A 19,366-nucleotide genomic window follows, 5' to 3' on the forward strand; every position below is an offset into this window, starting at 1 on the left:
ATACGGGCACTCCTGTTGATGGCTGTCTGGCTGCTGCCCATCATGCACAGTCAGGGAGAGAATGCTATCCCGATCACCGATATGCGCGCAGCCTATCTGTATAACTTCGTCGTTTTCACCGAGTGGCCGGAGAGTGGCAAGGATGTCATCAATGTATGTATCCTGCCGGGCCAGACACATCTGGTCAACGTACGCTTGCTGGCAAGCAAGCAGGTCAATGGCCGCCCACTGCGCATTATCGAACCAGCCAATCGCGATACTGGCGATTGCCAGATACTCTACATCGGCGACACAAAAAGCACCGACATACGCCAAACACTGACCAAGCTGGTCAACAGTCCCGTGCTGACGGTGGGGGAAGGCAGTCAGAGTCAGGCCATGATTCAAATGCACGTAGAAAACAAACGCCTTGGTTTTGATGTGGACCTGGTGCAATCGAAACGCGCCAATCTCAGCATCAGCTCAAAACTGCTGAGGCTGGCCAAGACCGTACGCAAGGAAGACGATGGCTCTTAAAGGATTCAATATCAGCTCAATACGCACCAAGCTGCTGATTTTACAATTTATCGTCACCGCGACCGCGCTGATCGTTGTCTTTGCCGTCATGCTGGTATTCCAATACCAGAGCGCGCTCACGGATATCGAAAATGACCTCAATGCCCAGGCCGAGATCCTGAAAAGCAATCTCAGCGCCGCCGTGGTATTTGACGACCAGAAGACCGCGGATGAGATATTGTCCAGCCTGCGGCTGGTGCCGAGTATCAATCGCGCCGAGGTATATCTCAACAATGGCAAGCGCTTCAGCCAATATGTCAAAGTAGCCAATCCTCGTGCGCCGGATATCCGTGTTCCCTATACCGGCCTGCATCGCATGAACCGGCGCTATGTGCTGATACTGGAACAAAAACCGCTGGCGATCCTGTATATCGAGATTAACCTCAACAAACTGAATGCGCGTCTCGGCCTGTTTTCCCTGGTGGTATTGATGGCGGGCCTGCTCGCCATGCTGGCCGCACGCCTGATTGCCGCCAGACTCAATCTGCTGATTACCGAGCCCCTGAGTTCGCTGACAGCCTTTGTCAGTCGCGTCTCGGCGGAGCAGAACTATGGTCTGCGTTCCAACATGGCACGGCGCGATGAGTTTGGCACGCTGGCCCGCGGCATAGACGGTATGCTGATGAGCCTGTACAACCATGGCAAGCGCCTGGAGGATGAGCTTTCGCAACGCAAGCTGGCCGAAGAGCAGCTGGACAAACTGGCTTACTACGATACCGTCACCCATCTGCCCAACCGGCATTTTTTCAATGAGCAACTTGCCTTGATGCTGGAACATGCGGCCCAGCGCCAGCAAAACTGCTACCTGATGTTTATTGACCTGGATAACTTCAAGACCGTCAACGATACCCTGGGCCATCTGGCGGGCGACAGCCTGTTGCGGGAGGCCGGCAGCCGCATCCTGCAAACCCTGGTGCCGGGAAGCATTCTCTGTCGCATAGGCGGGGATGAGTTTGCCATCATCCTGCGCGACCAGCCGCTGTCAGCAATCGATGCCACGGCGAGCGCCATTGTCGCCCTGTTCTCGGAAAAATTCGTCATTAACGCGCATGAAATATTTGTCGGCGCCAGCATAGGCATCAGCAACTTTCCCGCCGATGCGGACAATGTATCGGGGCTGTTGCGCAATGCCGATACCGCCATGTACTGGGCCAAGGCCGATGGCAAGAATACCTTCCGCTATTACTCGCGTGAGCTTGAAGACTCGGCCCACCAGCAGGAAAAGCTGATGTCCATGCTGCAAAAAGCATTGCCCGGACATGAGCTGGAGCTTTACTACCAACCCATCATTGCGCTGGAAAGCCGCAAGATCGTCGGCTTTGAAGCCTTGTTGCGCTGGCTCCAGCCCGAGCTGGGCAATATACGCCCTGATGTCTTTATCCCGCTGGCCGAGGCTTCCGGACTCATCATGCAGATAGGTGACTGGGTACTGGAAACCGCCTGCCTGCAGGCTAAAGCGTGGCAGGAACGCTATGCAAACGATCTGATCATGAATGTGAATTTTTCAGGCCGGCAGTTCCACCACCCGAATATCGTGCAGAACATCGTCAATATGGTAAACAAGGTAGGACTCGACTCCCGCCTGCTCAATATCGAACTGACGGAAAGTGTGCTGATGGATCAGTCCAGTGTGATGATCGAGAAAATGCACATGCTGCGCCAGGCCGGGCTGGGCATTGCCATTGATGATTTCGGCACCGGTTACTCATCCATGAGCTATTTGCGGCAGTTCCCCATCAATACCATCAAGATTGATCGCAGCTTCATCAAGGGCTTGCCCGATGACCCGGAAGGCAGCGCCATTGCCCAGGCGATACTGGCACTGGCAAAAACGCTCAAACTCAGCGCCGTGGCGGAAGGCGTGGAAACCTTGGCACAGGCCGATTTCCTGCGTGCCAATGGCTGCGAAAAAATTCAGGGATATCTGTTCAGCCCACCCGTGACGGCAGACGATGCCGAGCGGCTGATTTGCCAGCAGCTCGGCCGGGATATGGCTTAATTAAGGTCTTGCCAAAGCCCGCTTAACGCTTGGTGGAGGGGCGACGCGAACGCGGCGCGGGGATATCGGCATCCTGACGGATACGGCGTGATTGTGCAGGCTTGCGCGCAGGGCTGGCGCTGGTTTTTCTGCCATCGGCACGGCCTGCCGCATCCGGGCGAGCACCATAGGCTGGACGGCCTGTTGTGCCCTCGGCACGTGGTTCACGTTCAGGCGCAGCACGGCGCGCTTTCGGGGTAAATACCTGCCCGGCTTTCTCTTTTTCACGCGCGGTACGCTGGCGCAAAGGCGCTTTGGGCAGTGGCAAGCCAGCCCACTCCAGCAAGCCCAGCACTTCCTTGGGATCCAAATTCAGCATCTGGCCGCGTTTCAGGCGTGGCGGCAGATTGACCGGGCCAAAGCGCACGCGCATCAAGCGGCTGACCGGCTTCTGAAAGGCATCAAACAAACGGCGCACTTCACGGTTGCGACCTTCGCGCAGAATAACCTGATACCAGTGATTGGCCCCTTCACCGCCCTGGGGACGAATGCTGTCAAAACTGGCCGGGCCGTCTTCCAGCTCAATGCCTTGCGTCAGCTGCAGCATTTCACCTTCGGTCAGCTCGCCAAAAATCCGCACGGCATATTCACGTTCCACTTCGTAGCGCGGGTGCATGAAGCGGTTGGCCAATTCGCCGGAAGTCGTGAAAATCAGCAAGCCGGAGGTATTGATATCGAGACGGCCAATGGCAATCCACTTGGCACCGCGCACACGTGGCAGCTTGTCGAATACGGTCGCCCGTTTTTCCGGGTCATCCTGGCTGACGATTTCGCCTTCGGGCTTGTGGTAGATCAGCACCTGGGCCAGCTCGGCCTCAAATGGCAGATGCACCGGGCGGCTATCAAAGCGCACCACATCGCCAGGCACCACGGCAGCCCCCACCTCGGCCACCTTGCCGTTGATGGTGATGCGGCCGCTCAGGATCAGCTCTTCCATCTCGCGACGTGAGCCCAGGCCTGCCAGCGCGAGCAGCTTGTGCAAACGCTGTGGTACTGCATCCGGATCGGTACTGACGGAGGCAGTGGGTTTGATATTGCCGGGGTTGCGTTGCTGTTTGAAGGGACGTGCCATCTGAATCTTGCCTGAATAATTAAGTGCTTATTATACGGGCAACCAGAGCGCTAAAAAATTAAAACTTGCAGGAGCTAGTCGGGTTGCGGCGGCTCAAACAGAATATCCTGCTGGCTGAAGTTCTCCATCGCAGGCAATTCAGACAGCGAGCGCAGGTTCAGATCGTCAAGAAAGGTCTTGGTAGTGGCATATAACGATGGCCGCCCCGGCACATCGCGCTGCCCCACCACATCAATCCAGTTGCGCTCAATGAGCTGGCGCATGATGTTGGGGTTGACCGCCACACCGCGAATTTCCTCGATATCGCCGCGCGTCACCGGCTGGCGATAGGCAATGATCGCCAAGGTCTCCATCGCGGCCCGTGAGTAGCGTTGCTGGCGCTCGGGATTGATGCGGGAAAGATAAAGCGAAAACTCCGGACGCGCCTGAAAGCGCCAGCCGCTGGCGACCTGCACCAGCTCCAGGCTGCGCTGCTGCCAGTCAGCCTTCAGCTCATCCAGCAGCATGCGCAAGGTGGCACGCTCCATGCGGCCATCAAAGGGGCGCAGCAACTCATCCAGCGAAAGCGGCTGCCCGGCGGTGAGCAAGGCAGCCTCCAGTATTTGTTTCATCTGCGCGGTATTCAGCGGTTCCTGCAACACCTTATCGCTCCTGTGCCTGCAAATAAATAGGGGAGAACGAGGCCTGCTGCGTGATCTTGACCAAGCCTTCTCGTGCCAACTCGAGTATCGCCAGGAAATATACGACCAGCTTGGGCAGGCCGTCATTCACCACGTCAAACAGGTCCATGAATTCCACCATGCCATCGCGCTGCAAGCGGCGCAACACCAGGCTCATGTGCTCGCGCACCGAGAGTTCGGCGCGGCCGACACGGTGGTGTTGAAAATGGCTGGCACGCTGCAATACCGCTTGCCAGGCAGCCACCAGATCTTCAAAACTGATGCCGGGCGGGCCTGCCACGGCAATCTGCTCAAAATAGGCATGTGCCACGACTATCTCCTGCCCGACCTGCGGCATCTCATCCAGGCGCTGGGCGGCAAGCTTGATAGCTTCGTATTCCATCAGGCGGCGAACCAGCTCAGCGCGCGGATCATCTTCCTGCTCAATGTCGGCGGGCTTGGGCAACAGCATGCGTGACTTGATCTCAATCAGCATGGCAGACATCAGCAGATAGTCCGCCGCAAGCTCCAGTTTGGTGGCACGCATCTTTTCCACATAATCCATGTACTGGCGGGTGAGCTCGGCCATGGGAATATCCAGAATATCCAGATTGTGTTTGCGGATCAGGTAAAGCAGCAGATCGAGCGGGCCTTCAAACGCCTCCAGATAGACTTCCAGCGCATCGGGGGGAATATAGAGATCCTGCGGGATGGTATCGAGTTGCTCGCCATAGATACGAACGTCAATTGCGAGCTGGGTCTGCATCAGTGGGCCACCGCGCGCGAAAACACATGGATGACGATGACACCGCTGATGATGAGCGCAATGCCGAGTATGGCGGGCCAATCCAGCGATTGCTTGTAGAACACCCAGCCCAGCAAGGCCACCAGCACGATGCCGACGCCGGCCCAGATGGCATACATGATGCCCACCGGAAACACGCGCAGGCTGACCGTCATGAAATAAAACGCGGTGCCATAGCCTGCCACCACCATCAATGAGGGCACCAGGCGGGTGAAGCCCTCGGTGGATTTGAGGGCCGTGGTAGCAATTACCTCAGCGATAATTGCAATACCAAGCGCAAGCCAGTGGTTCATATCTGCTTCAAGAGTAATTCAGGCCCATGACCTCGCGTACATCCCGCATGGTCTCGCGTGCCAGTTTCCGGGCGCGCTCGCAGCCTTCGGCCACCACGTTCTTGACCAGCATCGGGTCTTCGGCATACTGCGCCGCACGCTCCTGTATGGGTTTCAGTTCTTCCAGCACGCTCTCGATCACCGGTGTCTTGCATTCAATGCAACCAATGCCAGCACTGCGGCAGCCCTGTTGCACCCACTCGCGGGTTTTGTCGTCGGAATACACTTCGTGCAGCTGCCATACCGGGCACTTCTCCGGATCACCAGGGTCGGTACGGCGAATACGTGCGGGATCGGTCGGCATGGTCTTGATCTTCTTGGCCACCACGTCTGGCGATTCGCGCAATGAAATCGTGTTGTTATAGGATTTGGACATCTTTTGCCCATCCAGCCCCGGCATCTTGGAGGCCGGGGTCAGCTTGTACTCCGGCTCCAGCAGAATGATCTTGCCGCCGCCTTCGAGGTAACCCAGCAAGCGCTCCTTGTCGCCCAGGCTCATGCCCTGCTGCTCATCAATCATGGCTCGCGCCGACTCCAGCGCTTCATCATCGCCGCTTTCCTGGTAGCGTGTACGCAGTTCTTCGTACAAGGCGCCGCGCTTGTTGCCCAGCTTCTTGATCGCGGCCTGGGCTTTTTCTTCAAAGCCTTTTTCACGACCATAGATATGATTGAAACGACGCGCAATCTCGCGCGTGAATTCAATATGGGGAATCTGGTCTTCGCCCACCGGCACCTGGCTGGCCTTGTAAATCAGGATGTCTGCACTTTGCAGCAGGGGATAACCCAGGAAACCGTAGGTCGAGAGATCCTTGCTGGCGAGCTTTTCCTGCTGATCTTTATAGGTAGGCACGCGCTCCAGCCAGCTCAGCGGAGTAATCATGGACAGCAAGGTGTGCAGCTCGGCATGCTCGGGCACGCGCGACTGGATGAAAATGGTCGCGCTGGCGGGATCCACACCGGCGGCCAGCCAGTCAATCACCATCTCCCAGACACTTTCCTCGATGACTTCAGGTGTGTCGTAGTGGGTGGTCAGCGCATGCCAGTCAGCCACAAAAAACAGGCATTCATGCTCGTGTTGCAAGCGTGTCCAGTTTTTCAGCACGCCATGATAATGCCCAAGATGTAGATTGCCTGTGGGACGCATCCCCGATAAAACACGCTCAACCGCCATGATGTCTAGAAGTCCAAAAAGTGAATTGTTATTTGAATAGCCAAGATATTAAGCCGATCGAGGCGTTTATGAAAGGATGCATGATCTGTGACAGCACCCCGGTAAACAGCAGCACCAGCAAAATAACGAAGCCGTAACGCTCAATGCCGGCGTACTTTTCCGCCAGATGGTTGGGCAGCAGGCTGACGGCGATACGACCACCATCCAGGGGCGGCAAAGGCAGCAGGTTCAGGACCATCAGTATCACATTGATCATGATGCCGGCCTGCGCCATCAGGCTTAAAGGCACGGCCATGCTTGGCGAGAGTGCCGGGGCAAATTTCCAGATCAACGCCCAGATGAGGGCCATCACAAGATTGGAAGCCGGGCCAGCAGCGGCCACCCACAACATGTCTTTCTTGGGATGGCGCAAACGCGAAAAATCCACGGGCACGGGCTTGGCCCAGCCAAACAGGATGCCGCCAAAAAACAAGGTAAGTGCAGGGATCAGGATAGTGCCGATCGGATCGATATGACGCAGCGGGTTCAGTGTAATGCGGCCAGCCTGATGGGCCGTCATGTCGCCAAAATAGCGGGCGGCATAGCCATGCGCTGCTTCATGCACGGTAATGGCAAAAATGACAGGCAACGCATAAATCGCAATTTTCTGGATGAAAGTGAGTTCCATGGCGAACGAGGATTTCCTTGTAAAGGTAGGCAGTTATTCTGTGAGGCCAAAAGGTGCCAGACTCCCGGCACCGGCTCTGACCAATATGGGGCTATCGCCAGTGAGATCAATCACCGTGGTCGGCGTAGCGGAACAGGCACCGGCATCGATCACCAGGTCCAGCTGGTGTTCCAGCCGGTCGCGGATTTCCCAGGCTTCATTCAGGACATCATCCTCCCCGGGCAATTGCAGCGACATGCTCAGCAAAGGCTCATCCAGCGCTTCCAGCAGGGCCTGCGTCACGGCATGATCCGGCACGCGCAGACCCAGGGTGCTGCGCTTGGGATGCTGCAGGCGACGTGGCACTTCACGCGTCGCTTTCAGGATAAAGGTATATTGCCCCGGCGTATTGGCCTTGAGCAGGCGAAACTGGCTGTTATCCACCTGGGCATAGACAGCAAGCTCGCTCAGGTTGCGGCAAACCAGGGTAAACAGATGATCTTCATCCACGCCGCGGATAGCGCGTATTCTATCCTGCGCGTCCTTGTTGCCCAGCATGCACCCGAGGGCATAACTGGAGTCAGTAGGATAGGCAACTACCCCACCATTACGCAAAATCTCCACGGCTTGCGCGATCAGGCGCGGCTGGGGGTTCTGCGGATGTAAAACAAAATATTGGGCCATTCAGACGTGCCTGTCGTTAAAGTGAGGATAGTGCAGAAGGTAAGGGCGTGAGGTTTTCCAGCTCTGGCCAATCCTGCCAGACCGGAACGCATCCATGGGGAAGATCGGGCAAACGCCCCATCTCGATATACGTGTGGCCGGGACCATGATAATCCGAGCCCAATGAAGCCCGCAGGCTGAATTGCCGCGCCAGCTTGCCAAATTCCTGGAACTGGTCGGGCGTATGGCTGCCAGTGACGACTTCAATCGCACTGCCACCCAGTGCGCGAAACTCCTCCAGCAGCAACAGCATATTGGTGCGGCCAAGGTCATAGCGCCCGGGATGCGCCAGCACGGCAACGCCGCCACTTTCGATAATCCAGCCCAGAGCTTCGTCCAGATCTGCCCAGTGATGTTCGTAATAGCCCGGTTTGCCTTTGACCAGGAAGCGCTTGAACACCTTGCGTGTATCGGCGGCATAGCCAGCCTCGACCAGATAGCGGGCAAAATGGGTGCGGCTGATAATGCCTTTGGCATGCCGATACGCACCCTCCAGACTGCCCTCGACACCGGCCGCCTGCAAGCTCGCCGCCATGCCCTGGGCTCGGATGTGCCGACCAGCACGAATACGCGCCAGGCCCTCTGCCAGCGGCGGATAGGCCGGATCTATGCGCAAGCCTACAATATGCAGGGTGCGTCGTTTCCAGGTGACTGAGATTTCAACACCGGGGATAAATTGCATGCCATGTGCATCCGCCGCCTGACGAGCTTCTTCCAGGCCGGCCACATCGTCGTGATCAGTCAGGGCGAGCAGCCTGACCCCTTGTGCCGCCGCGTGGCGCACCAGTTCTGCCGGGGTCAGCGTACCGTCGGAAACCGTGGAGTGGCTATGCAGATCAATCAAGAGACGCGTCTCGAAAACATCTTGCAGCAGGCCATGTCAGGCTGGCAATGAAGGACATGAAGTGTAAAGTCTTGTGGCACAAGACGAATCATAGCAAAATACCGATAGGGCTAATACCTCACGCATGCAAATGCGGCAACTCATCCTCAACGCGCAAGGCTTGTTATGAAGTTTCTTTTTGACCTCTTTCCGGTCATTCTGTTTTTCATTGTCTTCAAGATTTCAGGCATATACGCCGCGACAGCGGTTGCGATGATCGCCACAGTACTGCAAATTGCCTGGGTGAAGTTCAAGCATGGCAAGGTGGATAACATGCTGATCGCCAGTGGCGTCATCATCATTGTCTTTGGCGGCGCCACCCTGTTTTTGCATGACGAAAACTTCATCAAGTGGAAGCCGACCATTCTTTACTGGGTATTCGCCATTGCCATGGTGGTTTCGCAATTTTTCTTTGGCAAGAATGCCATGCGCGGGCTCATGGAAAAACAGATCACCATGGCCGACAGCGTGTGGAGCAAACTCAATCTGGCATGGGCGCTGTTTTTTACCCTGCTTGGATTCCTTAATCTGTATATCGCCTTCCACTTCCCCACCGATATCTGGGTCGATTTCAAACTGTTTGGCACCATGGGCCTGATGTTCCTGTTCATCATCGGCCAGACCCTGGTCCTTAACAAATACATGGAAAGCAACGAGTAATGTGGTATGCCATTGTGGCGCAAGATACGCCCGACAGCCTGCAAAAACGCCTGCAAGCGCGGCCAGAACACCTGGCAAGATTACAGACCCTGCAAGATGCAGGGCGCCTGTTGCTGGCGGGGCCCTTCCCCGCCATTGACAGCATGGACCCTGGCCCTGCCGGCTACAGTGGCAGCCTGATCGTGGCTGAATTTGCCACCCTGCAGGAAGCCACAGACTGGGCCAATGCAGATCCTTTTGTGGCCGCTGGTGTCTATCAGCATGTCAGCGTCAAACCCTTCCGCAAGACCCTGCCCACCTGATATGACTCTGCTCGAAGAAATTCGCAGCCGCCTGGCGGTGCTGGAACCTGTTGATCTCGCCATTCAGGATGACAGCGCACTGCATGCCGGGCATGCTGGGAATGGTGGTGGCGGTCACTTTAATGTGCGTATCGTCAGCTCGCAATTTAGCGGCAAATCACCCATAATCCGACATCGGATTGTTTACCAGGCACTCGCAGACTTGATACCCACCAGAATTCACGCGCTCAGCATTCGTGCTTTCGCGCCAGATGAAACCAATCCCTAATCAACAGCTCTCATTAAAATGACAAGGAAGCTTTACATGAAAATCACTTTAAGCGCCCTGCTGGCCTTCGTTGCCATCGGCATGTCCACCGCAGCCACTGCGGCTGACACGGCTGTTGCCACCGTCAACGGCAAGCCGATCAAGCAGTCGCTCTACGATTACATCACCAAGGATGCGGCTGCCCGTGGCCAGAATGTGGACGACAATGTACGCAATGTCATCATCAACCGTCTGGTAAGCAGCGAACTGATCTACCAGGAAGCTCAGCGTAGCGGCTATGACAAGCAAGCGGACTTCGTGGCCAAACAGGAACTGGCAGGCCGTGAGTTGCTGGTAAACAGCTACCTGGAAGACTACCTGAAGAAAAATCCGGTCAGTGATGCCGCCGTCAAAGCCGAATATGAAAAATACAAACAGGAAGTCGGCGACAAGGAATATAGCGCGCGCCATATACTCGTATCCACTGAAGCAGAAGCCAAGGACATCATTGCCCAACTAGGCAAGGGCGCTGATTTCGCCAAGCTGGCCAAGGAGAAATCCAAGGATCCAGGCGGCAAGGAAAATGGTGGCGATCTGGGCTGGTTTGCGCCAGGCAGCATGGTCAAGCCATTCAGCGAGGCCGTGTCCAAGATGAAAAAGGGCAGCTACACCACGGATCCGGTACAAACCCAGTTTGGCTGGCACGTGATCAAGCTGGAAGATGTGCGTGACGCCCAACCCATGCCGTTTGAAAAAGTACAGGCCGCGCTGAAGAAGCAATTGCAACAGCGCCAGCTGGAAAAGCTGCTGTCTGACCTGCGCAGCAAGGCCAAGATTGTAGAAAACCCTCCCAAGAAGTAAGCCCGGCAAGCTTGGATTTGATCATGCTTGACGAGTAGCAAGATAAAAAAGACCTGCCCGAGCAGGTCTTTTTTTTTATGCGCCACTTTCATATGGTCGTGTAGATGGTGCATGGCTCAGTCATACATCGCTTGCAGATGCCGCCGGGTGCTTTACACTTGAGTTCATCCTTATTTTCATTAGCCTTCCAGCCCTACTTATGCCCGCTATCCATTATCAGGTTCGTCTCAATCAGCCCAGTACCCATCTTTTTGAAGTGGAGTGCACCATCAGCAAGCCTGACCCGCAGGGCCAGCAGGTATCTCTGCCGGCCTGGATACCGGGCAGCTACCTGGTACGGGACTTTGCGCGTCATATTGTCAGCATGGATGCCATGTCGCACGGAAAGTCCGTCGCCATTGGAAAAATCAGCAAACATCGCTGGCAGTGTGCACCTTGTAAAGGCCCGCTGACCCTGCGTTATCAGGTATATGCCTATGATCTGTCAGTACGCACGGCTTACCTGGATGGCGAGCGCGGTTACTTCAATGGTTCCAGCCTGTTTGTATGCGTGGACGGACAAGAGCATGCCCCTTGCCAGATGACCCTGCACGCACCGGATATCCAGGGCTGGCAAGTCGGTACCGCACTTCCCGCCATCAAGGTGAATCGCGCTGGATTTGGCCTGTACGAAGCGCCTGACTACCGCGCACTCATCGACTACCCGGTGGAAACTGGCAAGCTCGATATCGTGTCATTCAAGGCGGCAGGCATTCCGCACCGCCTGATTGTCTCAGGCGAACATCAGGCAGATCTGAAACGGATAGCCCGTGATCTCAAAACGCTGTGCGAAACGCATATCGGCTTTTTTGGCAATGCGCCATTTGCCCGCTACGATTTCATGCTCTATGCCGCTGGCGATGACCAGTATGGCGGCCTCGAGCATCGCAACTCCACCAGCCTGATCTGTCCGCGCAGCTGGCTGCCTTCGGCAGGGACTGAGACTGATACCAGCCGTTATCAGGATTTTCTGGGGCTGTGTAGCCATGAGTATTTTCACGCATGGCATGTGAAACGCATGCGCCCACAGGCCTTTGTGGAGCCCGAGCTCGGGCAGGAGGCCTATACGCGACTGCTGTGGGTGTTTGAGGGATTTACCGCGTATTACGACACCCTGATGCTGGTGCGTAGTGGCCTGATGTCGCCAGAGGAATACCTCAAGGATTTGGCAAAAACCATCACTCGCTACCTGCGCACCCCTGGCCGCCATGTGCAGCGTGTGGATGAGTCCAGTTTTGATGCGTGGATCAAGCTGTACAAACCGGACGAAAACACGCCCAACGCGCAGATCAGCTATTACCTGAAAGGCTCGTTGGTGGCACTGGCGATCGACCTCACCCTGCGCAGCAAAGGCAGTTCACTGGATGTGCTGATGCAAGGACTGTGGCGTGATTACCAGCTGACGGGAGCCGCCGTGCCGGAAGAGCAGATGGATGCCCTTATTCTGAAACACACGGGGCACAACCTGCGAAAACTCCTCGATAAACTGGTGCGCGGCACCGAGGACCCGGCCTTTCGCAAACTCTTTGCCAAACTGGGGATCGATTATCAGGAGGATGCCAAACCCGCAGGCAATCAAAGCCTGCGCACGGCCTGGGGCCTGCAACTGGCGAACGAGCAGGACACCCGCATTGCGCATGTTTACCGCAACAGCCCCGCCGAAGAAGCCGGGCTGGCCGCGCAAGATGTCATTATTGCCGCCGACGGCATCAAGGTCAGCGCCAAACAGTTACAGGATCAGGTTGCCAGACTGGCAGAGGGCGCCAGCCTCAAGCTGCATTTTTTCCGGCGCGATACCTTGCGACAATGCCGCATCGTCAAACGCACTCAAACCGTGGCCGAATGTGCACTGAGCATCCTCGCCGAAGACAATCCCTTGCGCACCTCCTGGCTGGCGACGCCGAAGATTTCGCAACAGCGGAAAGCCGGCAAACGCAAATCCGGCATGCCAGCCTGAGCAAATTGTGAAATAATAAGAATAATTATCATTTGTTGAACAAACCGATGTCCGACCTTTCACAACTGCAGCCCGGCGCCTATGCCGTCATCTGCGGGATAGATGCTGATGAATCCCTGTTTCAACGGCTTGCCGCCCTGGGATTCCGCATTGGTAAAAAAATTGAAGTCATCCGTCGGGCCAGCTTTAACGGCCCCTTGCATGTTCGCATCGGCACCACCGATATCATCTTGCGCATCACTGAAGCGCGCCGCATACAGATTAGCCAACAATGAAACGTATCGCCCTGCTCGGCATGCCCAATACGGGCAAATCCACTTTTTTCAATCGTGTCAGTGGCGCTTCGGCACGTGTCGGCAACTGGCCGGGCATCACGGTAGACCTGATGGCCGCCAAGCTGCTGCTGGGCGGCCACATCGTCGAGATCATCGACCTGCCCGGCATTTATGACTTGCATGGGTTTTCTGACGATGAATCCGTAGTCAGGCATTTTCTTGAAAACAATGACGTCGATCTTGCCGTCATCGTGCTCAATGGCTCGCAGATAGACCGCCAGCTTTCACTCGCCTTGCAGGTGAGAGCGCTGGGCCTGCCCTGCATATTGCTCCTGAACATGAGCGACGAAGCCAAAAAATCCGGCATCACCTTCAATCTGCCGGGCATGCAGCAGCAATTGCAGATGCCTGTCATGCAGATCAGCGCCAAGCATGGCAATGGCTGCGCTGAAGCCTTGAAGGAAGCCGCCCGCCACCTGGCCGAAAAGCATCCCAGTCCCGCTGACATCCGCGAACAACTGAAAAACGACGACACCATCGAAAACCAGATGGAAGCCATCGTCAAAAGTACCGTGCATTACCCAGCGCAACTGGATGATGTGGTGACCTCACGCATAGACCGCGTGTTGCTGCATCCATGGCTAGGGCTACCCCTGTTTTTTGCTGCCATGTATCTGCTGTTCCAGTTCATTTTCACCCTGGGTACGCCCTTGCAGGAAGGCATCGCCTGGGCACTGGATCTGTTCCGTGCCGATGTGCTGGAGCCCTTGCTGCAGCCTGCGCCTGGCTGGTTCAGCGGCCTGATGCTGGACGGCATCTACAACGGCATCGGCACGGTCGCGGCATTCATCCCCATCATCGTGCTGTTCTTCCTGGTAATGACCATGGTGGAAGATAGCGGCTACCTGTCGCGCGCCGCCTTTCTGGTGGATGCGCTGATGGCGAAGATGGGGCTGGATGGCCGTGGTTTTGTGATGATGCTGATGGGCTTCGGCTGCAATGTACCGGCCCTGATGGGAACGCGGGTCATGCGCTCGCGCAATATGCGCCTGCTCACCATGCTGGTCATCCCGCTCTCGCTTTGCTCGGCACGCCTGCAGGTATTCCTGTTCATGACGGCCACGCTATTTACACCCAAGCAGGCACCGCTGGTGCTGTTTTCGCTCTACATGGTGAGCTTTGCCACCATTTTCCTGACGGCGGTGATCTACAAAGGCCGCTATAGCAGCACCGAGCCGTTCATTCTGGAACTGCCACCTTACCGCTTCCCTACCCCGCGCCAGATCTGGCTGCGCGGCTGGCAAGAGGTGCGCCACTTCCTCACCCGTGCCAGCAAATTCATCATCATCGGTGTGTTGCTGGTCTGGGCACTGACCAACTTTCCTAGCGATGTTCCCGCCGCCAGCGCAGGCACTATTGCCGGCATGATAGGCACCTGGCTGGCGCCAGTACTGAATCCGGTTGGCATTGACGGCCAGCTGGCGATTGCGCTGATTTTTGGCTTTGTGGCAAAGGAGATCGTCGTGGGCGCACTCGCCGTCATTTATGGCCTGCAGGGCGATGCCCTGATGCAAGTCATGGCGACCAAGCTGGACTGGGTGCAAGGCATGAGCTTCATGCTGTTCACGCTGATCTACACCCCCTGCCTCTCCACCATTGCCACGCTCAAGAACGAGTCCAAAAGCATAGGCTTCATGATGCTCTCGCTACTATGGTCGCTGGGCCTGGCGTGGGTAGTGAGCTTTGTGTTTTACCAGACGGCGCGAGCACTGGGGTATTAGCCGCTAGAAAACACCTTGTCTTCAGCACCATTGCAAAAGGCCCGAGCCGCCATGGCGTCGGGCCTTTTGTTTTATGGAATGCGTATCCCTGACGGGCGCAGGTCACTTAACTACGGAACATGAAATACACCGCTCCCAGCAGGCACAAGCCTGCCCATAGATAGTCCAGCTTGAGCGGCTGATGCATGTAATACACCGCAAACGGCACAAACACCATCAGCGTGATGACTTCCTGCAACACCTTGAGCTGGCCGAGGGAGAGCACGGTAAACCCTGCACGGTTGGCAGGCACCTGAAACATGTATTCGACAAACGCCACCAGCCAGCTGAGAAACGCAGCGACATACCAGGGTTTGTCATTGAGGCTTTTAAGGTGGGCATACCATGCAAACGTCATGAAGACGTTTGACATGGTCAGCAACAGCACTGTCTTGGCAATGACCGGCATGAAGATAATCTAGCCCACCTGGGCCCAGCCTAGATGGCGGCCTCGTCCGTTTCACCAGTACGAATGCGCACCACTTGTTCGACATTCGACACGAAAATCTTGCCGTCACCAATCTTGCCTGTGCGCGCCGCCTTGATGATGGCTTCCATCGCGGCATCCAGCAGGCTGTCGGCAATGATCAGCTCAACCTTGATCTTGGGCAGGAAATCCACCACATATTCGGCACCGCGATAAAGCTCGGTATGGCCCTTCTGGCGACCAAAGCCTTTAACTTCCGTCACGGTCAGGCCATTTACGCCAATCTCAGACAGCGCTTCACGCACTTCATCCAGCTTGAACGGTTTGATGATTGCTTCAATCTTCTTCATTTGCTTAATCCCCTAGCCTCTTTTTAGTTGATTCAGTTTTTACTCACGAATCTGGAAACAACAGGATAACGCCGGTCCAAACCGAACCCGCGCTCTGTCACTCTCACTCCTAGCGGCGACTGCTGCCGCTTGTATTCATTGCGATCAATCAGGCTCAATACACGCGCCACATCCTGCTCGCGATAGCCCATGGCGACAATTTCCTGACGGCTGGAATCGCGCTCGACGTAAGCCTCCATGATCGCATCCAGCACATCGTAGGGCGGCAGGCTATCCTGATCAGTCTGCCCATGCCGCAACTCGGCCGATGGCGGCCGGATGATGATGCGTTCAGGGATCACCGGCGATAGCGTATTGCGATAGCGTGCCAGACGATATACCAGTGTCTTGGAAATATCCTTCAACACGGCAAAACCGCCCGCCATGTCGCCATACAGGGTCGAGTAACCCACGGCCATCTCGCTCTTGTTGCCTGTGGTCAGCACTATGCTACCAAACTTGTTGGATAATGCCATTAAAAGCGTGCCGCGTATGCGGGCTTGCAGATTCTCTTCCGTGGTATCAAAGCTGGTACCGGCGAACGGCTCCGCCAGCGTCTCGCAAAACTGGTCAAACAGCGGCTTGATCGGCAACTCGGTGTATTTCACACCCAGCTGACGTGCCATTTGTCGCGCATCATCCACGCTCATATCCGCCGTAAACTCCGACGCCATCATGACGGCGTGCACATTGTCGGCTCCCAGGGCATCCACAGCAATCGCCAATGTCAGCGCCGAATCGATCCCGCCGGACAAGCCCAGCACCGCGCCGGGGAAGCCATTCTTTTGCACATAATCCCGCAGACACAAGGTGAGTGCCTGATAGGCAGACTCCTCGCGCGTAAGGCCGGGCGCAATCTCGGCAGGCAGAGGGTTGGCACGGTTTTTGGCACTCAAATCAATGCTCACCAGTGCCAGCTGCTCGGTAAAAGCCGGCAATTGCTGCACCGGCGCGCCACAGCGATCAATCACCACCGAGTTGCCATCAAACACCAGTTCATCCTGTCCGCCGACCATATTGGTATAAATCAGCGGCAAGCCGGTTTCTTCAACCCGTTTACCCAATACCTTGTAACGCTGCTGCTGTTTTTCCAGATGAAAAGGCGAGGCATTCAGCACCAGCAAGAGTTCGGCGCCAGCCTGCTTGCTGGCTTTGGCCGGACCAGACTCCCATACATCTGCACAGATCAGCACACCACAGCGTACGCCCTGATGTTCAAACACCTCGGCTTTATGGCCGGGTGAAAAATAGCGCACCTCATCAAATACACTGTGATTTGGCAAGGCATGTTTGTGATAGGTGGAGACAATGTGCCCACCCTGCAATACTGAAGCGGCGTTGTAGCAGCGGCCATGCTGGCGATGGGGGTGTCCGACAACGACTGTGATATCCGGCAGCGCCTTTGCCAAGGCCTGCAATTCACGCTGGCAATGGCGGGTAAAGTCTTCGCGTAATAACAGATCCTGCGGCGAGTAGCCGCTCAAGGCCAGCTCCGGTGTCAGCATCAAGCTGGCCCCGGCCGCTTTGGCCTCACGGGCATAACTTAATATCTTGGCAGCATTTCCGGCGAGATCACCCACCACACAATTGATCTGGGCAATGGCGATCTGCATCAGCGATTTACTAATAGCTTCCACCTGCATCTTTGATGAGTTGTACGATTTCTGCGTTACCGCCCTTGAGTGCGTACACCAGTGCGGTCAGTCCGTATTGATCCTTGGTTTTGACATTGGCACCGCGCTCCAGCATCAGTTTGACCATGGAGACAGAGCCATTGTCCACCGCCAGCTGTAACAGCGGCGTGCCTTCAGAGTCACGATGGTTGACGTCAGCACCGTTGTCCAGCAGCACCGTGGCAGCATCGACATTGGATTTCTTGACCGCCCAGGTGAGCGCTGTCCATTTGGAGCTATCCTGCTCATTGACCTTGGCGCCACGTTCCAGAAGCAGTTTCACCGCATCCGCATTGCCTTCACGGGCAGCCCACATCAGGGCAGTGGCACCGAAACGATCCCGCGCACGCATGTCCGCGCCGTTATCGATCAGGGTATTAATCGTAGGCAAATCGCCATTCTTGGCGGCATACATCAGCACGCTCTTGCCATCGTCACTCTTGGCGCTGGCGTCTACGCCATTCTTCACCAGCAGATCCACCATCTCGCTATACCCGGAGGTGGCGGCCATCCCCAATGCACTCCAGCCGGATTCATCGCGAATCTTGGGGTCGGCACCATGTTCAAGCAGCACTTTCGCAGTCGCCACAAAGTTCTTTTTGGCAGCCATCATCAGCGCCGTCCAGCCACCGTTATCCTTGGCATTGACGTTGGCGCCCTTCTGCAGCAGCAGCTTGACCACCTCAGCCTTGTCCTTGCGCGCGGCATACATCAGCGCGGTAACCCCATCGGCATCCTTGGTGTTGGGGCTAGCTCCGCTATCCAGAATGGCTTTGACCGTGGCGATATCACCCTTGGAGGATACCGTCAGCAAATAGGGAATCTGCTCGGCTGCCTGCGCGGTTGGCAACGCCATGGGCAACACCAGCGCTGGTGCTACCAGGGCCAGCAGAAGTGTTCGTGCAAACTTGTCAGGATAGCGCCGCATGTGATTCCTTTATGATCAATTCGCTTGAGTCGCGGCCTTGATAGCCGCTTGTACTGCTTCGCCGAGTCCGGCTGGTGAGCTGGCAACGATAACGCCCGCCTGCTCGAGTGCGCGTATCTTGTCTTCTGCCTTGCCACTGCCACCCGAGATAATCGCCCCGGCATGGCCCATGCGCTTGCCCTTGGGCGCCGTCTGGCCGGCAATGTAGCCTGCCACTGGCTTGGTCACATGCTGCTTGATGTATTCAGCAGCAGCTTCTTCGTCGGCCCCGCCAATTTCGCCCACCATGATGATGGCTTCGGTTTCGGGATCTTGTTCAAACAATGCCAGGCAATCAATAAAATTCATGCCGCGGATCGGGTCGCCACCTATGCCCACGCAGGTCGATTGACCCAGGCCCAGTGCAGTGGTCTGGTGCACAGCTTCATAAGTGAGGGTGCCGGAGCGGGAAACAATCCCCACCTTGCCACGCAAATGGATGCTGCCCGGCATGATGCCGATCTTGCAGGCATCTGGCGTGATAACGCCTGGGCAGTTGGGGCCGATCAAACGCGCGCCATTGGCTTTGAGGGCGGCCTTGACATTCAGCATGTCCAGCACGGGGATCCCCTCGGTAATACAGACGATGAGCGGAACACCCGTATCGCAGGCCTCGAGGATGGAATCTGCCGCAAACGGCGGCGGCACGTAGATGACCGATGCATTGGCACCCGTTTCACGCACGGCATCGCGCATGGTATTGAAGACGGGTAAATCCAGATGCTGCTGGCCGCCCTTGCCGGGCGTCACGCCGCCTACCATGCGGGTGCCATAGGCCAGCGCCTGCTCGGAATGAAAAGTGCCCTGCTTGCCGGTAAACCCTTGGCACAGGACCTTGGTATGTTGATCAACCAGAATTGCCATG

Annotated in this window: 22 protein-coding genes; 9 read left to right on the forward strand and 13 right to left on the reverse strand. The window is 56.3% G+C overall.

The genetic code is table 11. The annotated features are described in order from the left end of the window. Positions 1-18: 18 nt before the first annotated feature. Together LG203_RS08885 and LG203_RS08890 are read left to right on the forward strand one after the other, a co-directional pair. The gene (locus LG203_RS08885; protein ID WP_230345446.1) at positions 19-516 is read left to right on the forward strand and encodes a YfiR family protein; all 498 of its coding nucleotides are present in this window, start codon (positions 19-21) and stop codon (positions 514-516) included. Continuing rightward, positions 506-2,554, forward strand: coding sequence for a bifunctional diguanylate cyclase/phosphodiesterase (locus LG203_RS08890; RefSeq protein ID WP_230345447.1), 2,049 nt, complete (start codon positions 506-508; stop codon positions 2,552-2,554). Before LG203_RS08885 ends, LG203_RS08890 begins: the two co-directional genes overlap by 11 nt. A 22-nt stretch (positions 2,555-2,576) precedes the next feature. Here LG203_RS08890 and rluB read toward each other — a convergent pair whose 3' ends face one another. The 8 genes from rluB to LG203_RS08930 form a co-directional block, all read right to left on the reverse strand. Then, positions 2,577-3,665, reverse strand: a complete 1,089-nt coding sequence (gene rluB, locus LG203_RS08895) for a 23S rRNA pseudouridine(2605) synthase RluB (RefSeq protein WP_230345448.1) — start codon at positions 3,663-3,665, stop codon at positions 2,577-2,579. A gap of 74 nt (positions 3,666-3,739) precedes the next feature. Beyond that, positions 3,740-4,303, reverse strand: a complete 564-nt coding sequence (scpB, locus tag LG203_RS08900) for an SMC-Scp complex subunit ScpB (protein ID WP_230345696.1) — start codon at positions 4,301-4,303, stop codon at positions 3,740-3,742. Positions 4,304-4,307: 4 nt separating this feature from the next. After that, positions 4,308-5,090, reverse strand: coding sequence for a segregation and condensation protein A (locus LG203_RS08905; RefSeq protein ID WP_230345449.1), 783 nt, complete (start codon positions 5,088-5,090; stop codon positions 4,308-4,310). Then, the gene (locus LG203_RS08910) at positions 5,090-5,422 is read right to left on the reverse strand and encodes a DMT family transporter (protein WP_230345450.1); all 333 of its coding nucleotides are present in this window, start codon (positions 5,420-5,422) and stop codon (positions 5,090-5,092) included. Before LG203_RS08910 ends, LG203_RS08905 begins: the two co-directional genes overlap by 1 nt. A gap of 7 nt (positions 5,423-5,429) precedes the next feature. Then, entirely contained in the window at positions 5,430-6,632 is a 1,203-nt protein-coding gene (locus LG203_RS08915; protein WP_013441752.1) for a tryptophan--tRNA ligase, read from the reverse strand. Positions 6,633-6,660: 28 nt separating this feature from the next. Then, complete coding sequence (locus tag LG203_RS08920; RefSeq protein ID WP_230345451.1) at positions 6,661-7,299, reverse strand: site-2 protease family protein; 639 nt, start codon at positions 7,297-7,299, stop codon at positions 6,661-6,663. A gap of 33 nt (positions 7,300-7,332) precedes the next feature. Further along, on the reverse strand, positions 7,333-7,962 hold the full coding sequence (locus LG203_RS08925; RefSeq protein WP_230345452.1) for an L-threonylcarbamoyladenylate synthase: 630 nt from the start codon (positions 7,960-7,962) through the stop codon (positions 7,333-7,335). A gap of 16 nt (positions 7,963-7,978) precedes the next feature. Beyond that, a complete protein-coding gene (locus tag LG203_RS08930) occupies positions 7,979-8,875 on the reverse strand; it encodes a 3',5'-nucleoside bisphosphate phosphatase (protein WP_230345697.1) in 897 nt (298 codons plus the stop codon). 135 nt (positions 8,876-9,010) lie between these two features. Here LG203_RS08930 and LG203_RS08935 point away from each other — a divergent pair, with 135 nt between their 5' ends. The 7 genes from LG203_RS08935 (at position 9,011) to feoB (ending at position 15,006) form a co-directional block, all read left to right on the forward strand. After that, on the forward strand, positions 9,011-9,544 hold the full coding sequence (locus LG203_RS08935) for a septation protein A (protein ID WP_230345453.1): 534 nt from the start codon (positions 9,011-9,013) through the stop codon (positions 9,542-9,544). Further along, complete coding sequence (locus tag LG203_RS08940; RefSeq protein ID WP_230345454.1) at positions 9,544-9,846, forward strand: YciI family protein; 303 nt, start codon at positions 9,544-9,546, stop codon at positions 9,844-9,846. The genes LG203_RS08935 and LG203_RS08940 overlap by 1 nt, the downstream gene beginning before the upstream one ends. Before the next feature lies 1 nt (position 9,847). Further along, on the forward strand, positions 9,848-10,114 hold the full coding sequence (locus LG203_RS08945; protein ID WP_230345455.1) for a BolA family protein: 267 nt from the start codon (positions 9,848-9,850) through the stop codon (positions 10,112-10,114). Between the two features lie 18 nt (positions 10,115-10,132). Next, positions 10,133-10,954: a peptidylprolyl isomerase gene (locus LG203_RS08950; protein ID WP_268867377.1), complete on the forward strand. Its 822-nt coding sequence runs from the start codon at positions 10,133-10,135 to the stop codon at positions 10,952-10,954. A 199-nt stretch (positions 10,955-11,153) separates the two neighbouring features. After that, the gene (locus LG203_RS08955) at positions 11,154-12,950 is read left to right on the forward strand and encodes a M61 family metallopeptidase (RefSeq protein ID WP_230345457.1); all 1,797 of its coding nucleotides are present in this window, start codon (positions 11,154-11,156) and stop codon (positions 12,948-12,950) included. Positions 12,951-12,997: 47 nt separating this feature from the next. Further along, positions 12,998-13,225, forward strand: coding sequence for a FeoA family protein (locus LG203_RS08960; RefSeq protein WP_230345458.1), 228 nt, complete (start codon positions 12,998-13,000; stop codon positions 13,223-13,225). Continuing rightward, complete coding sequence (gene feoB, locus LG203_RS08965) at positions 13,222-15,006, forward strand: ferrous iron transport protein B (RefSeq protein WP_230345459.1); 1,785 nt, start codon at positions 13,222-13,224, stop codon at positions 15,004-15,006. The genes LG203_RS08960 and feoB overlap by 4 nt, the downstream gene beginning before the upstream one ends. Before the next feature lie 106 nt (positions 15,007-15,112). On the opposite strand, the gene LG203_RS08970 is transcribed toward feoB, so the two are convergent. Genes LG203_RS08970 through sucD form a run of 5 tightly spaced genes read right to left on the reverse strand, consistent with a single transcriptional unit; the run spans position 15,113 to position 19,365 of the window. Beyond that, the gene (locus tag LG203_RS08970; protein ID WP_230337649.1) at positions 15,113-15,454 is read right to left on the reverse strand and encodes a DMT family protein; all 342 of its coding nucleotides are present in this window, start codon (positions 15,452-15,454) and stop codon (positions 15,113-15,115) included. A 29-nt stretch (positions 15,455-15,483) separates the two neighbouring features. After that, positions 15,484-15,822 (reverse strand): P-II family nitrogen regulator, encoded by a 339-nt coding sequence (locus tag LG203_RS08975; protein WP_013441740.1) that lies wholly within the window; start codon positions 15,820-15,822, stop codon positions 15,484-15,486. Between the two features lie 32 nt (positions 15,823-15,854). Further along, the gene (locus LG203_RS08980; protein ID WP_230345698.1) at positions 15,855-17,474 is read right to left on the reverse strand and encodes an NAD+ synthase; all 1,620 of its coding nucleotides are present in this window, start codon (positions 17,472-17,474) and stop codon (positions 15,855-15,857) included. 10 nt (positions 17,475-17,484) lie between these two features. Beyond that, positions 17,485-18,462: an ankyrin repeat domain-containing protein gene (locus tag LG203_RS08985; protein ID WP_230345460.1), complete on the reverse strand. Its 978-nt coding sequence runs from the start codon at positions 18,460-18,462 to the stop codon at positions 17,485-17,487. Positions 18,463-18,477: 15 nt separating this feature from the next. Then, positions 18,478-19,365, reverse strand: a complete 888-nt coding sequence (sucD, locus tag LG203_RS08990; RefSeq protein ID WP_230345461.1) for a succinate--CoA ligase subunit alpha — start codon at positions 19,363-19,365, stop codon at positions 18,478-18,480. Position 19,366: the final 1 nt, after the last annotated feature.

This window comes from Methylovorus mays (assembly GCF_020531915.1).
GTDB lineage: Bacteria > Pseudomonadota > Gammaproteobacteria > Burkholderiales > Methylophilaceae > Methylovorus > Methylovorus mays.

Bases quoted from the DNA above. Each gene is read 5' to 3' on its own strand.
- LG203_RS08915 (WP_013441752.1), bottom strand. From the start codon at position 6,632: ATGGCGGTTGAGCGTGTTTTATCGGGGATGCGTCCCACAGGCAATCTA.
- feoB (WP_230345459.1), top strand. From the start codon at position 13,222: ATGAAACGTATCGCCCTGCTCGGCATGCCCAATACGGGCAAATCCACT.
- LG203_RS08950 (WP_268867377.1), top strand. From the start codon at position 10,133: ATGACAAGGAAGCTTTACATGAAAATCACTTTAAGCGCCCTGCTGGCC.
- rluB (WP_230345448.1), bottom strand. From the start codon at position 3,665: ATGGCACGTCCCTTCAAACAGCAACGCAACCCCGGCAATATCAAACCC.
- LG203_RS08920 (WP_230345451.1), bottom strand. From the start codon at position 7,299: ATGGAACTCACTTTCATCCAGAAAATTGCGATTTATGCGTTGCCTGTC.
- LG203_RS08910 (WP_230345450.1), bottom strand. From the start codon at position 5,422: ATGAACCACTGGCTTGCGCTTGGTATTGCAATTATCGCTGAGGTAATT.
- LG203_RS08885 (WP_230345446.1), top strand. From the start codon at position 19: ATGGCTGTCTGGCTGCTGCCCATCATGCACAGTCAGGGAGAGAATGCT.
- LG203_RS08925 (WP_230345452.1), bottom strand. From the start codon at position 7,962: ATGGCCCAATATTTTGTTTTACATCCGCAGAACCCCCAGCCGCGCCTG.
- LG203_RS08940 (WP_230345454.1), top strand. From the start codon at position 9,544: ATGTGGTATGCCATTGTGGCGCAAGATACGCCCGACAGCCTGCAAAAA.
- sucD (WP_230345461.1), bottom strand. From the start codon at position 19,365: ATGGCAATTCTGGTTGATCAACATACCAAGGTCCTGTGCCAAGGGTTT.
- LG203_RS08955 (WP_230345457.1), top strand. From the start codon at position 11,154: ATGCCCGCTATCCATTATCAGGTTCGTCTCAATCAGCCCAGTACCCAT.
- LG203_RS08890 (WP_230345447.1), top strand. From the start codon at position 506: ATGGCTCTTAAAGGATTCAATATCAGCTCAATACGCACCAAGCTGCTG.
- LG203_RS08975 (WP_013441740.1), bottom strand. From the start codon at position 15,822: ATGAAGAAGATTGAAGCAATCATCAAACCGTTCAAGCTGGATGAAGTG.
- LG203_RS08985 (WP_230345460.1), bottom strand. From the start codon at position 18,462: ATGCGGCGCTATCCTGACAAGTTTGCACGAACACTTCTGCTGGCCCTG.
- LG203_RS08905 (WP_230345449.1), bottom strand. From the start codon at position 5,090: ATGCAGACCCAGCTCGCAATTGACGTTCGTATCTATGGCGAGCAACTC.
- LG203_RS08960 (WP_230345458.1), top strand. From the start codon at position 12,998: ATGTCCGACCTTTCACAACTGCAGCCCGGCGCCTATGCCGTCATCTGC.
- LG203_RS08970 (WP_230337649.1), bottom strand. From the start codon at position 15,454: ATGCCGGTCATTGCCAAGACAGTGCTGTTGCTGACCATGTCAAACGTC.
- LG203_RS08945 (WP_230345455.1), top strand. From the start codon at position 9,848: ATGACTCTGCTCGAAGAAATTCGCAGCCGCCTGGCGGTGCTGGAACCT.
- LG203_RS08935 (WP_230345453.1), top strand. From the start codon at position 9,011: ATGAAGTTTCTTTTTGACCTCTTTCCGGTCATTCTGTTTTTCATTGTC.
- LG203_RS08980 (WP_230345698.1), bottom strand. From the start codon at position 17,474: ATGCAGATCGCCATTGCCCAGATCAATTGTGTGGTGGGTGATCTCGCC.